The organism is Mesorhizobium sp. M1428, from assembly GCF_040317515.1.
In the GTDB taxonomy this organism is placed as follows: domain Bacteria; phylum Pseudomonadota; class Alphaproteobacteria; order Rhizobiales; family Rhizobiaceae; genus Mesorhizobium.
On the sequence record NZ_JAMYKT010000024.1, the window covers coordinates 44239 to 58196 of the forward strand.

Sequence of the window (13958 nt, forward strand, 5' to 3'; positions counted from 1 at the left end):
GTTCTATTCACCAAGCGCGTCGTCGAGCAAGGCGGCAAGCTGGGCGAGATGCTTCGACATCAATCCGGTCGCGGGCGAAGCGGCGGCCGGCCGGCCGGTATAGCGCACCCGCTGATGCTTGGCGTCGATATGCGCCAGCACCCATTCGAGATACGGATCGATGAACGACCAGGCGCCCATGTTCTTGGGCTCTTCCTGGCACCACACCATCTCGGCATTGCGGAAGCGCGACAGTTCGGTGATCAGCGCCTTGGCCGGGAACGGATAGAGCTGCTCGACGCGCAGCAAATAGATGTCGTTGATGCCGCGCTTCTCGCGCTCCTCGTAGAGGTCGTAATAGACCTTGCCCGAACAGAGCACGACACGGCGGATCTTCGAATCCTTGGTGAGCTTGATGGCCTGGCCCGACAGCAGCTGGGCATCGTCCCACAACAGCCGGTGAAAGGCGCTTTCGCCCGACATCTCCGGCAGCGTCGATACCGCCCGCTTGTGGCGCAGCAGCGACTTCGGCGTCATCAGGATCAGAGGCTTGCGGAAGTCCCGCTTCAATTGCCGGCGCAAGATGTGGAAGTAATTGGCCGGCGTCGTGACGTTGGCGACCTGCATGTTGTCTTCGGCGCAAAGCTGCAGGAAGCGCTCGAGCCGGGCCGACGAATGCTCAGGCCCCTGGCCTTCATAGCCGTGCGGCAGCAGGCAGACGAGGCCCGACATTCTGAGCCATTTGCGCTCGCCCGACGAGATGAACTGGTCGAACACCACCTGGGCGCCGTTGGCGAAGTCGCCGAACTGCGCTTCCCACAGCGTCAGCGCCTTCGGCTCGGCCAGCGAGTAGCCATATTCGAAGCCGAGCACGGCCTCTTCCGACAGCATCGAGTTGATGACCTCGAAACCGGCCTGCGCCGCGGACAGATTGTTGAGCGGGATGTAGCGTGTCTCGTCGCGCTGGTCATAGAGCACGGAATGGCGCTGCGAGAAGGTGCCGCGCTCCGAATCCTGTCCGGACAGCCGGATCGGATTGCCGTCGAGCAGGATGGCGCCGAAGGCCAGTGCCTCGGCCGTCGACCAATCGATGCCTTCACCGGACTCGATCGCCTGGCGGCGGTTGTCGAGGAAGCGGATGATCGTCCTGTGCGCCTCGAAATCCTTCGGCACCTCGGTCAGTTTCTTGCCGATCTCCTTCAGCGTCTTGACCGGCACGGCGGTCTTGCCGCGCCGCTGTTCGTCCTGGTTGTCGGCCGAGCGCAGGCCGGACCACGCGCCGTCCAGCCAATCCGCCTTGTTCGGCTTGTAATGCTGGCCGACCTCGAATTCCTGCTCGAGATGCGCCCGCCAATCGGCCTTCATCTTTTCGAACTCGACCTGGGTGATGTGGCTTTCGGAAATCAGCCGGTCGGCATAGATCTGCACCGTCGTCTTCTGGTTGCGGATCTTGCGATACATGATCGGCTGGGTGAAGGCGGGCTCGTCGCCCTCATTGTGGCCGAAGCGGCGGTAACAGAACATGTCCACCACGACAGGCTTGTGGAACTTCATGCGGAATTCGATCGCCACCTTGGTCGCATGGACCACAGCTTCCGGATCGTCGCCATTGACGTGAAAGATAGGCGCCTCGATCATCTTGGCCACATCGGACGGATAGGGCGACGAGCGCGAAAAGCGCGGGTTGGTGGTGAAGCCGATCTGGTTGTTGATGATGAAATGCAGCGTGCCGGCGACGCGGTGGCCGCGCAGGCCCGACAGGCCGAGGATTTCGGCAATCACGCCCTGGCCGGCAAAGGCGGCATCGCCATGCAACAGCAGCGGCAGCACCTTGGCGCGCTCTTCCAGCGGAACGATCTCCTCGCGGCTGCGACCGAACAGATAGTCCTGCTTGGCGCGCGCCTTGCCCATCACCACCGGGTCGACGATTTCCAGATGCGAGGGATTGGCAGTCAGCGACAGATGCACCTTGTTGCCGTCGAACTCGCGATCCGACGAGGCACCGAGATGGTACTTCACGTCGCCCGAGCCTTCGACCTCGTCGGGCGCGGCCGAGCCGCCCTTGAACTCATGGAAAATGGCGCGATGCGGCTTGGCCATCACCTGCGACAGCACGTTCAGCCGGCCGCGATGCGCCATGCCGAGCACGATCTCCTTCATGCCGAGCTGGCCGCCGCGCTTGATGATCTGCTCCAGCGCCGGGATCAGCGATTCGCCGCCATCGAGGCCGAAGCGCTTGGTACCCTTGTACTTGACGTCGATGAACTGCTCGAAGCCTTCCGCCTCGACCAGCTTCTGCAGGATCGCCTTCTTGCCGACGGCGGTGAAGGAGATTTCCTTGTCGGCACCCTCGATGCGCGCCTGGATCCAGGCCTTCTCCTCAGGATCGGAAATATGCATGAATTCGACGCCGAGCGTCGAGCAATAGGTCCGGGTCAAGATGTCGAGCATCTGCCGGATGGTGCCGAATTCCAGCCCGAGCACATTGTCGAGGAAGATCGGCCGGTCGTAGTCGGCTTCGGTGAAGCCATAATTTTCCGGCGACAGCTCGTTGTAATCCTCGAGCGGCTTGGCAATGCCGAGCGGATCGAGATTGGCGTGCAGGTGGCCGCGCATGCGGAAGGCGCGGATCATCATGATGGCGCGGACGGAATCGCGCGTCGCCTGATGCACGTCGGCGTCGGAAAGCGCTGCGCCGTTGCCGGCTGCCCTGTCCTTGACCTTCTTTTCGATGTGCTTTTCGACCAGGCCCCAATTGCCGTCCAGCGCCGAGACCAGTTCGCCATTGGCCTGCATCGGCCAGGAGGGCTTGGCCCATGACGCGCCCTTGGCATTCTTGCGCACGTCGCCGGCGTCGTCCTTCAGCGCCGCGAAGAAGTCCTGCCATTCGGGATCGACCGACGCGGGATCGTCCTCATAGGCGGCATAGAGCGCGTCGATATAATCGGCATTGCCGCCATAGAGGAAAGAGGTAAGCGAAAACTGGTCGTTGGCCTGATCTTGTCTTGCCATGTCACTGTCGAAGCCTTTGCTTCGTCTCCTTTGTTGGAGGGGAGTAAGGGAATAGGGAGTAAGGGAGTAGGGCAAACGCCCTCGTGTTGTTCCCTACTCCCCTATTCCCGTACTCCCTTACTCCCCTAACCTTTGATCGCCTCGACCAGCGTCGTGCCGAGCCGGGCTGGCGACGGCGAAACCTTGATGCCGGCCGATTCCATCGCCGCGATCTTGTCTTCCGCGCCGCCCTTGCCGCCGGAGATGACCGCGCCCGCATGGCCCATGGTGCGGCCCGCCGGCGCGGTGCGCCCGGCGATGAAGCCGGCCATCGGCTTGCTGCGGCCGCGCTTTGCCTCGTCCTTGAGGAACTGCGCGGCGTCTTCCTCGGCCGAGCCGCCGATCTCGCCGATCATGATGATCGACTTGGTCTCGTCGTCGGCGAGGAACATCTCCAGCACGTCGATGAACTCCGTGCCTTTGACTGGATCGCCGCCGATGCCGACGGCGGTGGTCTGGCCGAGGCCGACATTGGTGGTCTGGAACACCGCCTCATAGGTAAGCGTTCCCGAGCGCGAAACAACGCCGACCGAGCCCTTGCGGAAGATGTTGCCGGGCATGATGCCGATCTTGCATTCGTCCGGAGTCAGGACGCCGGGACAGTTGGGGCCGATAAGCCGCGATGTCGAGCGGTCGAGCCTCGCCTTGACCTTGATCATGTCCATCACCGGTATGCCCTCGGTGATGCAGACGATCAGCGGGATCTCGGCCTCGATCGCTTCCAGGATCGCTTCCGCAGCACCCGTCGGCGGCACGTAGACGACGGAGGCGTTGGCACCGGTCCTGGCCTTGCCTTCGGCTACGGTGGCGAAGATCGGCAGTGCCTCGCCCTTGGCGCCCGTCCAGGTCTCGCCGCCCTTCTTGGGGTGGATGCCGCCGACCATTTTGGTGCCGTGATAGGCCAGCGCCTGTTCGGTGTGGAACGTGCCGGTCTTGCCGGTCAGGCCCTGCACCAGCACCTTGGTGTTCTTGTCGACGAGAATGGACATCGGAGCCCTTTTCTAAAAACCGTTGATCGAGGACGGCGAGACGCGCCGGTAGACGCCGCTCACCATGTCTTGCCAGCTATCGCTGCCGGCAGGTTTGAAATGCAGTCGCATGCGGTAGGTGTCGGCGTCGTCAAAAATATACGTCACGCGCGCCGCGTCGCGCGGCGACGACCGATCCAGAACCAGCTCGCTGCCGTTCCAAGTGCCGGTGGCGGGCGATGCCGGCACGAACCCCATCGAGTCGAACTGATGCAGGGTGACGAGGCTGTTCTGCTGATCGAAGCCGAACACATTGTGCGAGCCGAACGAAACCGTGCCGTCGCGGCGCTGGCGATAGCGCTGCACCACGAACAGGCCGCCGAATTGCGCCTCGGCCAGCACTTCCGAAGTCGCCGTACCGGCGTCGGCCCACTGAGTGCCCGAAATCTCTTCCTCGCCACGCCAGGCACCGACCAGCGCCTGCAGGCGCTGGTGATCGGCCGAGAGGGAGGAGAACGGTGCCGCGTTCATGGTCAGAGCCGCTTCAGCTCGGTGACGGTGAGGTCGCTCTTGGCGTTGCCGGTGTTGAGCGTCGTCGCCGGCTCGAACATCAGCACGACAGGTTCTTCGCTCAGCGAGCGCGGACAGTGCTCGACGGCGCGCGGCACGACGATGAAATCGCCGCTGCCAAGCTCCACCGTGCCGTCGCGGAAGTCGATGGCGATGCGGCCGCGCAGCACCAGGAAGGCTTCATCCTCATTGTCATGCGCGTGCCAGTCGAAGACATCGCCGAACTTGGCGATCTTGACCTGGGAATCGTTAACGTCACCGGCAATGTGCGGATCGAAGACCTTTTTGATCTTCGCGTCCGCCGCTTCGACGAGGTTTATCTTGCGCGGAGGCATCGCCTAGCGACCCTGACCATGAAGTTCAGTTTTCAAGCTGGGCATCTTTGGTTTCCGTGAACGACAGCACCGATCCATTGGCTACCGGCGCGCCGCGTCGTTACGACCTGCACCGATAGATTGCCGCCAGACGTTCTCAATTTGCCAAGGGACTTGGGATCATCATCGGCCTGGAACTTGCTGCCGTATTTGGTCAGAAGCGTTCTCAGGATCATGTTGGCAGCCCGCTTTGGATCGTTGGTGCCGAAGGAGACAAGGCAGTCGCAGCGACCGCTCCAATTTTTGATCGAGGCAACGATCTCTGTAGCCTTGTAGACTTGGAGTCCGTCGGATCCGGCCTTGAACCCGCTCTCACGGGCAACGGCGTCGAACCTGCCAAAGCTGGGTGCTGTCGCCGGACATAAATTCATGAAGAGATTGACCCTCTTGCCGATCCAGGCGGGCGACGTCGAACTATCCGCAGCCTCAGCCGCGCTGGCCCAAAAGGCCATGCCGCAGAACGCTATGGCCAGCATGCGCCGCATCAGCCGCCCTTCACCGCCGCGACAATCTTCTTGGCTGCGTCATCGAGGTCATCGGCCGACACCACGTTCAGCCCGCTGTCGTTGATGATTTTCTTGCCGAGCTCGGCATTGGTGCCTTCCAGCCGCACCACCAGCGGCACCTGCAGGCCAACCTCCTTGACCGCGGCGATGACGCCCTCGGCGATGATGTCGCACTTCATGATGCCGCCGAAGATGTTGATCAGAATGCCTTTGACCGCCGGATCCTTGGTGATGATCTTGAACGCCGCCGTCACCTTCTCTTTCGACGCGCCGCCGCCGACATCGAGGAAGTTGGCGGGCTCGGCGCCATAAAGCTTGATGATGTCCATCGTCGCCATGGCGAGGCCGGCGCCGTTGACCATGCAGCCGATATTGCCGTCGAGCGCGACATAGGCGAGGTCGTATTTCGACGCCTCGATCTCCTTCTCGTCCTCTTCGGTGGTGTCACGCAATTCGAGCACGTCCGGGTGACGGAACAGCGCATTGTTGTCGAACGACACTTTTGCGTCGAGCACGCGCAGCCGGCCGCTCTTCATGACGATCAACGGGTTGACCTCGAGCAGGCTCATGTCCTTCTCGACAAACGCCTTGTAGAGGATCGGAAACAGGGTCGCGCCATCCTTGGCGGCGTCGCCGTCGAGCCTCAGTGCGGCGTTGAGCTTCTTCACATCGTCGGCCGTCACGCCCTTTTCCGGGTCGATGGCGACGGTAATGATCTTTTCCGGCGTGTCGTGGGCGACCGCCTCGATGTCCATGCCGCCCTCGGTCGAGACGACGAAGGCGACGCGCCCGACCGAACGGTCGACCAGGATCGACAGATAGAGTTCGCGCTCGATGTCGGCGCCGTCCTCGATATAGAGCCGGTTGACCTGCTTGCCGGCCGGGCCGGTCTGCTTGGTGACCAGCGTATGGCCGAGCATCTCCTTGGCGTTGGCGACGACCTCGGCCACCGACTTCGCCAGCCTGACGCCGCCCTTGGCATCGAGGCCGAGCTCCTTGAACTTGCCCTTGCCGCGGCCGCCGGCATGGATCTGGCTCTTGACCACATAGAGCGGGCCGGGCAGCGCCTTGGCGGCGGCTTCCGCCTCGTTCGCCTTGAACACCGGCACGCCCTCGGCCACGGGTGCGCCAAAACCTTTCAGCAGCGCCTTGCCCTGATATTCATGGATGTTCATGCGCTATGTCTCCAGCTTGCTTGGCGGGCTTGGTTGCCGGCTTACTTGGCCGCGAGATGCGGAGCGATCTTGACGCAGGCGTCGCAGAGGCCCTGCACCGCCGCGACCGAACTGTCGAACATCTTCTGCTCGCTTTTCGAGAGCTCGATCTCGATGATCCGCTCGACGCCGCCGGCGCCGATTACCACGGGAACGCCGACATAGGTGTTCTTGACGCCATATTGGCCCGAAAGATACGCCGCACAGGGCAGCACCCGCTTCTTGTCCTTGAGATAGGCTTCGGCCATGGCGATGGCCGAGGCGGCCGGCGCGTAGAAGGCAGAGCCCGTCTTGAGCAGGCCGACGATCTCGGCGCCGCCGTCGCGGGTACGCTGCACGATCTGGTCGAGCCGCTCCTTCGAGGTCCAGCCCATCTTGATGAGGTCGGGCAGCGGGATGCCGGCAACCGTCGAATAGCGGATCATCGGCACCATGGAATCGCCGTGGCCGCCGAGCACGAAGGCAGTGACGTCCTCGACAGAGACTTTGAATTCTTCCGCGAGGAAATAGCGGAAGCGCGAGCTGTCGAGCACGCCGGCCATGCCGACGACATGGCTCTTCGGCAGGCCGGAAAACTTCTGCAGCGCCCAGACCATGGCGTCCAGCGGATTGGTGATGCAGATGACGAAGGCTTTCGGCGCGTATTTCTTGAGGCCGGCGCCGACCTGCTCCATCACCTTCAGATTGATGCCCAGAAGATCGTCGCGGCTCATGCCGGGCTTGCGCGGCACGCCGGCGGTGACGATGCAGACGTCGGCGCCCTCGATGCCGGCATAGTCGTTGACGCCGGTCAGTCTGGAGTCGAACCCATCGACCGGCGACGACTGCGCGATGTCCAGCCCCTTGCCTTGCGGGATGCCTTCGGCGATATCGAACAGCACGACGTCACCGAGATCCTTGAGGCCGACCATGTGGGCGAGGGTGCCGCCGATCATGCCCGAGCCGATGAGCGCTATCTTGTTGCGTGCCATGTCAGGATGTTTTCCCTTTGACTATGACGGCGCCCAAATCCTTGACGATTTGATGACGGCGTCGGAGGAAGAGGCCGGAATGCTGCGGAACCGCGAAATTCGCCGCTCGCAATAGCCTTGGCCGCACAAAAATTCAAACGATTATTTTGGAGTGAGTAATTTCAATCGGTTAGAAACATTGGGACTTACGTAAACGTCAAAGTTCTGAAGCCGGCTAGAGGAATTCTACACAATGGCACTGGAAATCAGAAGGCTGTTTCCTGGCGATGACGCCCTTGTGATGCGGGTCGTCGACGAAGTCTTCGACGAGCCGGTCAGGCCGGATCGGCTCTCCGCCTATCTCATGGAGGCCGGTCATTTCATGGTCGTGGCCCTCGCCGACGGCATCGTCGTCGGCCAATGCGCAGCCGTCGTCCACCGCCACCCGGACAAGGTGAGCGAACTCTACATAGACGAAGTCGGCGTGGCGCCGGCCTTTCAACGCCAGGGCATTGCGACGAGGATGCTCGGCGCCATGTTCGCACTCGGTCGCGAGCATGGCTGTGAGGAGGCGTGGGTCGGCACCGAGCCGGACAATGTTGCTGCTCGCGCACTTTACGAGTCGCGAAGAGAGCCGCATGGGCCGGCGGAGGGGTTCGTCATGTATGTTTATCGATTATAGGCGCCGGCAGCGCCCCCTTCTGTACTATCCCTCACGCCTGAGCCTGCCGTGCCTCCGCCGATGATCCCTGCGCCCTCTGCCTCTCCGCCCAGTCCTCCAGCCAGTCGTGGCTCTGCATCTCGATCAGCCGCGATGCGGTCCGCTCGAACTCGAAGACTTCGTTGCCGCGCTTGGCCGTATAGAGCTGCGCCGGCGGTGCCGCGGCGCTCATCACCAGCCGTACATGATGATCGTAGAGCGTATCGACCAGCAGGATGAAGCGCTTGGCTTCGTTGCGCTTGCCTTCGCCGAGCACCGGCACATGGTCGATGAAGATGGTCGAGAAACGGCTGGCAATGGCAAGATAGTCGCGGGCGCCGAGCGGCCTCTCGCAGAGATCGGCGAACGAAAACCGCGCCGCCTCGCCGGCAGCACGCGGCACCACGACGTGCCGGCCCTTCACCGTCAGCATCGCCTCGGCCGTCGGCCTGCCATGCGTCATCACCGCCCACGCGTCGTCGAGCGCATGGTCGGCGGCGGCATCGGCCGGGGTGACGTAGACCGGCATGCGGCTGAGCTTGTCGAGGCGGTAATCCTTGTCGGCGTCAAGCGCCAGCACCTGCGCGTGGCGCTCCAGGATAGCGACAAACGGCAAGAACAACTGGCGGTTCAGGCCGTCGCGGTAGAGATCCTGCGGCGCGACATTGGAGGTGGCGACCAGCACCACGCCATTGGCAAACAACGCCGAAAACAACCTGGACAGGATCATCGCATCGGCGATGTCGGTGACGGAGAACTCGTCGAAGCACAGCACCCAGGCTTGCTCGGCCAGCGCGCGCGCCACCGGCGGGATCGGGTCGTCCTCCTTGGCCGTGCCGTTCTTGCGAGCCTGCCGGTGCTTCTGGATGCGGTCCTGCACGTCGGCCATGAAGTCGTTGAAATGCACCCGGCGCTTGCGCCTCGCCGGGAGCAGCTCGAAGAACATGTCCATCAGCATGGTCTTGCCGCGGCCGACGCCGCCATGGATGTAGAGGCCCTTGACCGCCTCGTGCACCTCGCGCTTGCGGGCGAACAACCACCCCAGCGCGCTTGATTTCTGCGCCAGCCGCTTTGCCGATATCTCTTCGATCAGCCGGTCGAGCGCAGCGGCTATTCGCTCCTGCGCCGGGTCGCGCCCGATGGCGCCCGTCTCGACCAGATGGTCGTAGCGCTGCTTGACGGTCGCATGGATCTGGAGGCCGTCACGCAGATGCATCGGTCACGTCGTTCCGGAGCAATCCCAAGAAAAGTGTGTAGCGGTTTTCTGTCCGGAATTGCGTAACAATGGGGGCCGTTCTCTTACCTTGTAAGCGAGATCGGCAGGCCGTTGGAAGTCTGGCCGTCGAATTTCTCGCCGCCCGAGGAATAAAGCCGTGCCAGCGTGCCGCCGTTCTCGTCAAAGAGCGTCAGCTGTTTGCCGGCGACGTTCCAGGATTTGATGCCATCGAGCGGCGCCGGGCAATGCAGCGGTCCGGCGCGGTAGCCCGACCCGAATTTGGTCTGCGGCGTCGCCACCTGACAGCTCTGGCCGGACACGCTTGCCTTCCACACACCGGCGACGCTTGACGCGGTAAGGTCGGCCGCACCGGCCGGCGCCGTCCCGTCGGGCGGCAGCGAGGCGACCTGGGTGTTCTGCGGCGCGGTCGGGAACTTCGACGGATCGGCCGGGCCGGGTGTCGCCGGCGGCGGCAGCTGGTTTGCGGTCACCTTGCCGGCGGGCGCGGCTTCCAGCGGCGCCGGCTGCTGCTCGTCCATTGATGTGAACCGTGAGGTTGAACAGCCGCTCGCAACGAGCGCGGCCAACGATACGGCCAGCAGGCCGGTTTTCGAAAATTTCATTCTTCAACCTCCGTCGGATCCGGCTGGGGATGCCGTCCGCGCAATGTCCCCCTCACCAAGATGGAGAAGGTGGCGAAATTTCAACCCGATATGGTTAAAATACGGTTTGCGCCGCTAATGTTGTAAATTTGTCGCAAAATGCACATTGCCTGAATTGCGTTACGCCTCGGCCGTTTGGCCGGCACCTCCGGTTGATGCGATACGGCGCGCTGGCGCCAAATCCCTGGCGTTCACCTCAAATGCTTGTGCGGGCCGGCTCCGGCATTATCTCTTGGCGATCAGCAAACTGCAGGGAGCCGATTTCTTGGCCGCGAGAAAGAGAGCCGCCAACCGCTATTACAGCGGGCCGCCCAGCGATCATTTCGACGGCACCTTGTTCTTCAATCCCGACGGACGGCCGCCGGGTCGCTTTGCCGATCTGTTGAAATGGCAATTGAGCCGCGAACGCTCGAAATGGCCGGCGGCGGATCCGAGCCCGTTTCCACCGGCAAGACCGGTCGAGCGCATCGATGGTTCTACGCTGCGCCTCACCATGGTCGGTCATTCCTCGCTGCTCGTCCAGACAGCCGGCCTGAACATCCTGACCGACCCGGTCTGGTCGCGACGCGTCTCGCCGCTCTCCTTCGCCGGTCCGAAACGCGTCAATCCACCGGGCATCGCCTTTTCGCATTTGCCGCCCATCGACCTCGTGCTGGTCAGCCACAACCATTACGACCATCTCGACCTCGCCACGCTGAAGCGCCTGAAGACAAGACACGACCCGCTGCTGCTGACGCCGCTCGGCAACGACACGATCATCGACGCTGCCGTGCCCCGTATGCGGCTTTCCGCGCATGACTGGGGCGACCGGGTCGATATTGGCGATGGCGTCACCGTCCATGTCGAGCCGGTGCACCACTGGTCGGCCCGCGGTACCCGCGACCGGCGCATGGCGCTGTGGGCGGGTTTCGTCGTCGAGACACCCGGCGCAAAGATCTATTTCGCCGGCGATACCGGCTTCCACGGCGGCATCAACTACCGGCTGATGGCGCAAAAGCACGGCGGCTTCCGCCTCGCCATCCTGCCGATCGGCGCCTACGAGCCGCGCTGGTTCATGGCGCCGCATCACCAGGATCCGGAAGAGGCGGTGCACGGCATGCTGTTGTGCAACGCTTCCTATGCGGCCGGCTGTCACTGGGGCACGTTCCGGCTCACCAACGAGCCGATCGACGAGCCGCCCAGAAAGCTCGGCGAAGCGCTCGATGCCGCCGGCCTGCCGCGGCAACGTTTTCGCGCCTTGCGGCCGGGCGAAGTCTGGGACGTGCCGGAGGTTTAGCGCGGCGGAACCTAAGGCATCACATAGACGTTTGTAGGTGTTCAAACCTGTCGGCTGTGAGGTGTCTCTCATGATCAGGTGGATCATCATTCTTTTGATTATCGCGGCCGCAGCGAGCCTGCTCGGCATGCCGGTACTGGCCGGAGCCGCCGCCACCGGCGCGCGCATCCTCATCGGCATCGTGCTGATCATCTTCCTGCTGATCGTGCTTGGCGTCTTCGCGGTGACTTGAAAATCACGCCGCGCTGGTAATTTCTGCCGCTATCCGCCATATAGGCGCCAAACCGGCAAGAGACCTTTCGATCGATGGCAAGCGCGGCCCCTTTCGCGAAGATGAACGGCATCGGCAACGAGATCATCGTTGCCGATATGCGCGGCCGTGCCGATCGCGTGACGCCTGCGGCAGCCATCGCGCTTAATGCCGATGCGGCGACCAGGTTCGACCAGATCATGGCGATCCACGACCCCAGGACGCCGGGCACCGCCTTTTTCATCGACATCTTGAATTCCGACGGAACCAGCGCGCAAGCCTGCGGCAACGGCATGCGCTGTGTGGTCCAGGCGCTCGCCGCCGAGACCGGCCAGAAGACATTTGCCTTTGAAACAGTCGCCGGCATCCTCAATGCCGAGGAACATGCAGACGGAACGATCTCAGTCGACATGGGCACGCCGCGCTTTGGCTGGCAGGACATCCCGCTGGCCGAGGAGTTTCGCGACACCCGCATGATCGAGCTGCAGATCGGCCCTATCGATTCCCCGGTGCTGCATTCGCCGTCGGTCGTCTCGATGGGCAATCCGCACGCCATCTTCTGGGTCGACCGCGACGTCTGGTCGTACGAGCTCGAGCGCTTCGGCCCGCTGCTCGAAAACCACCCGATCTTCCCCGAGCGCGCCAACATCACCATCGCGCAGGTGACTTCGCCGGAGACCATGGCAATCCGCACCTGGGAGCGCGGCGCCGGCCTGACCAAGGCCTGCGGCTCGGCCGCGTGCGCTGCCGTGGTAGCTGCGGCCCGCACAAGGCGTACCGGCCGCAGCGTGACGCTGATGACGCCCGGCGGCGGCTCGCTGCATGTTTTGTGGCGCGACGACGACCACGTCATCCTCACCGGTGCCGCCGAATGGGAATTTTCCGGCAGCTTCGATCCGTCGACCGGGGCGTGGGCGCGCGACACCGAAAGTGCCGCCTGATGGCTGCTCCTGGCAACAAGGGTATCGAGGTCGTCACCTTCGGCTGCCGGCTGAACACCTATGAATCCGAGGTGATGCGGCGTGAAGCCGAAGGTGCCGGCCTCGGTAGCCTCGAAGGCGGCGCCATCATCTTCAACACCTGCGCCGTCACCGGCGAGGCGGTGCGCCAGGCCAAGCAGTCGATCAGAAAAGCCCGCCGTGAGAACCCGGCTGCCCGCATCATCGTCACCGGCTGCGCTGCGCAGACCGGCCCGCAGGATTTCGTCGCCATGGACGAGGTCGATCTCGTCCTCGGCAACGAGGAAAAGCTCAGGGCGCATTCCTATCGCGCGCTGCCGGATTTCGGCGTCAACGACACCGAAAAGGCGCGCGTCAACGATATCTTTTCGGTGCGCGAGACGGCCGCCCACATGGTCGACGCCATCGAAGGCCGCGCGCGCGCTTTCGTCCAGGTGCAGAACGGCTGCGACCACCGCTGCACCTTCTGCATCATTCCTTACGGTCGTGGCAATTCGCGCTCGGTGCCGATGGGCGCCGTGGTCGAGCAGGTCAAGAGACTCGTCGGCAACGGTTATGCCGAGATCGTGCTGACGGGCGTCGACATGACCAGTTTTGGCGCCGATCTGCCGGGCGCCCCGAAGCTCGGCAAATTGGTCAAGACCATCCTGAAGCAGGTGCCCGACGTCAAACGCCTGCGGCTTTCCTCCATCGATTCGATCGAGGCCGACGACGATCTGCTGGACGCCATCGCCACCGAGCCGAGGCTGATGCCGCATCTGCATCTGTCGCTGCAATCGGGTGACGACATGATCCTGAAGCGGATGAAGCGCCGGCACAGCCGCGACCAGTCGATCCGCTTTTGCGAGGATGTGCGCAAACTGCGCCCCGGCATCGTTTTCGGCGCCGACATCATCGCCGGCTTCCCGACCGAGACGGACGCCATGTTCGAAAACTCGCTGGAGATCGTCGAGGAATGCGGCCTGACGCATATCCACGTCTTCCCGTTTTCGCCGCGCCAGGGCACACCCGCCGCGCGCATGCCGCAGCTTCGCCGCGACGTCGTCAAGCAACGCGCGGCACGCCTGCGCGCCGCCGGCGAGGCCGCCTATCGCCGTCACCTTTCGGCACTTGCCGGCACACGCCAGTCGATCCTGGTCGAGCGCGACGGGCTCGGCCGCACCGAAGGGTTTACGCTGGCCGCGGTCTCTGCCGGCGCTCCGGGCGACATCGTCGAGGCTGATATCGCAGGCCATGACGGTGTCAGACTGATCGCCGCGCCGCTTGCCGCCCGCGCCGCCTGA

General features: G+C 63.4%; 14 protein-coding genes. 5 read left to right on the forward strand and 9 right to left on the reverse strand.

All coding sequences use genetic code 11. The annotated features are described in order from the left end of the window. Positions 1-3: 3 nt before the first annotated feature. From NKG60_RS25675 to mdh, 7 genes are all read right to left on the reverse strand, one after another. On the reverse strand, positions 4-2991 hold the full coding sequence (locus NKG60_RS25675; RefSeq protein WP_352975894.1) for a 2-oxoglutarate dehydrogenase E1 component: 2988 nt from the start codon (positions 2989-2991) through the stop codon (positions 4-6). A gap of 125 nt (positions 2992-3116) precedes the next feature. Further along, positions 3117-4019: a succinate--CoA ligase subunit alpha gene (gene sucD / locus NKG60_RS25680; RefSeq protein WP_352975897.1), complete on the reverse strand. Its 903-nt coding sequence runs from the start codon at positions 4017-4019 to the stop codon at positions 3117-3119. 12 nt (positions 4020-4031) lie between these two features. After that, complete coding sequence (locus tag NKG60_RS25685) at positions 4032-4529, reverse strand: DUF1579 family protein (protein WP_352975898.1); 498 nt, start codon at positions 4527-4529, stop codon at positions 4032-4034. Between the two features lie 2 nt (positions 4530-4531). Then, positions 4532-4903, reverse strand: a complete 372-nt coding sequence (locus tag NKG60_RS25690; RefSeq protein ID WP_352975900.1) for a cupin domain-containing protein — start codon at positions 4901-4903, stop codon at positions 4532-4534. Between the two features lie 32 nt (positions 4904-4935). Then, positions 4936-5418, reverse strand: a complete 483-nt coding sequence (locus NKG60_RS25695) for a hypothetical protein (protein WP_352975903.1) — start codon at positions 5416-5418, stop codon at positions 4936-4938. Positions 5419-5426: 8 nt separating this feature from the next. Beyond that, positions 5427-6623, reverse strand: coding sequence for an ADP-forming succinate--CoA ligase subunit beta (gene sucC / locus NKG60_RS25700; protein ID WP_352867844.1), 1197 nt, complete (start codon positions 6621-6623; stop codon positions 5427-5429). Between the two features lie 41 nt (positions 6624-6664). Next, positions 6665-7633: a malate dehydrogenase gene (gene mdh / locus NKG60_RS25705; RefSeq protein ID WP_352668043.1), complete on the reverse strand. Its 969-nt coding sequence runs from the start codon at positions 7631-7633 to the stop codon at positions 6665-6667. Positions 7634-7865: 232 nt separating this feature from the next. On the opposite strand from mdh, the gene NKG60_RS25710 reads away from it, so the two are divergent. Further along, positions 7866-8294, forward strand: a complete 429-nt coding sequence (locus NKG60_RS25710; RefSeq protein ID WP_352867840.1) for a GNAT family N-acetyltransferase — start codon at positions 7866-7868, stop codon at positions 8292-8294. Between the two features lie 31 nt (positions 8295-8325). On the opposite strand, the gene zapE is transcribed toward NKG60_RS25710, so the two are convergent. Then, positions 8326-9528, reverse strand: coding sequence for a cell division protein ZapE (zapE, locus tag NKG60_RS25715; protein WP_352867837.1), 1203 nt, complete (start codon positions 9526-9528; stop codon positions 8326-8328). A gap of 83 nt (positions 9529-9611) precedes the next feature. Continuing rightward, positions 9612-10151, reverse strand: coding sequence for a protease inhibitor Inh/omp19 family protein (locus tag NKG60_RS25720; RefSeq protein WP_352450179.1), 540 nt, complete (start codon positions 10149-10151; stop codon positions 9612-9614). A 304-nt stretch (positions 10152-10455) separates the two neighbouring features. Here NKG60_RS25720 and NKG60_RS25725 point away from each other — a divergent pair, with 304 nt between their 5' ends. From NKG60_RS25725 to mtaB, 4 genes are all read left to right on the forward strand, one after another. Next, entirely contained in the window at positions 10456-11466 is a 1011-nt protein-coding gene (locus NKG60_RS25725; RefSeq protein ID WP_352867833.1) for an MBL fold metallo-hydrolase, read from the forward strand. 70 nt (positions 11467-11536) lie between these two features. After that, positions 11537-11698, forward strand: a complete 162-nt coding sequence (locus tag NKG60_RS25730) for a DUF1328 domain-containing protein (RefSeq protein ID WP_352479665.1) — start codon at positions 11537-11539, stop codon at positions 11696-11698. A gap of 74 nt (positions 11699-11772) precedes the next feature. Beyond that, a complete protein-coding gene (dapF, locus tag NKG60_RS25735) occupies positions 11773-12657 on the forward strand; it encodes a diaminopimelate epimerase (RefSeq protein WP_352867830.1) in 885 nt (294 codons plus the stop codon). Next, complete coding sequence (gene mtaB, locus NKG60_RS25740; RefSeq protein WP_352668029.1) at positions 12657-13958, forward strand: tRNA (N(6)-L-threonylcarbamoyladenosine(37)-C(2))-methylthiotransferase MtaB; 1302 nt, start codon at positions 12657-12659, stop codon at positions 13956-13958. The genes dapF and mtaB overlap by 1 nt, the downstream gene beginning before the upstream one ends.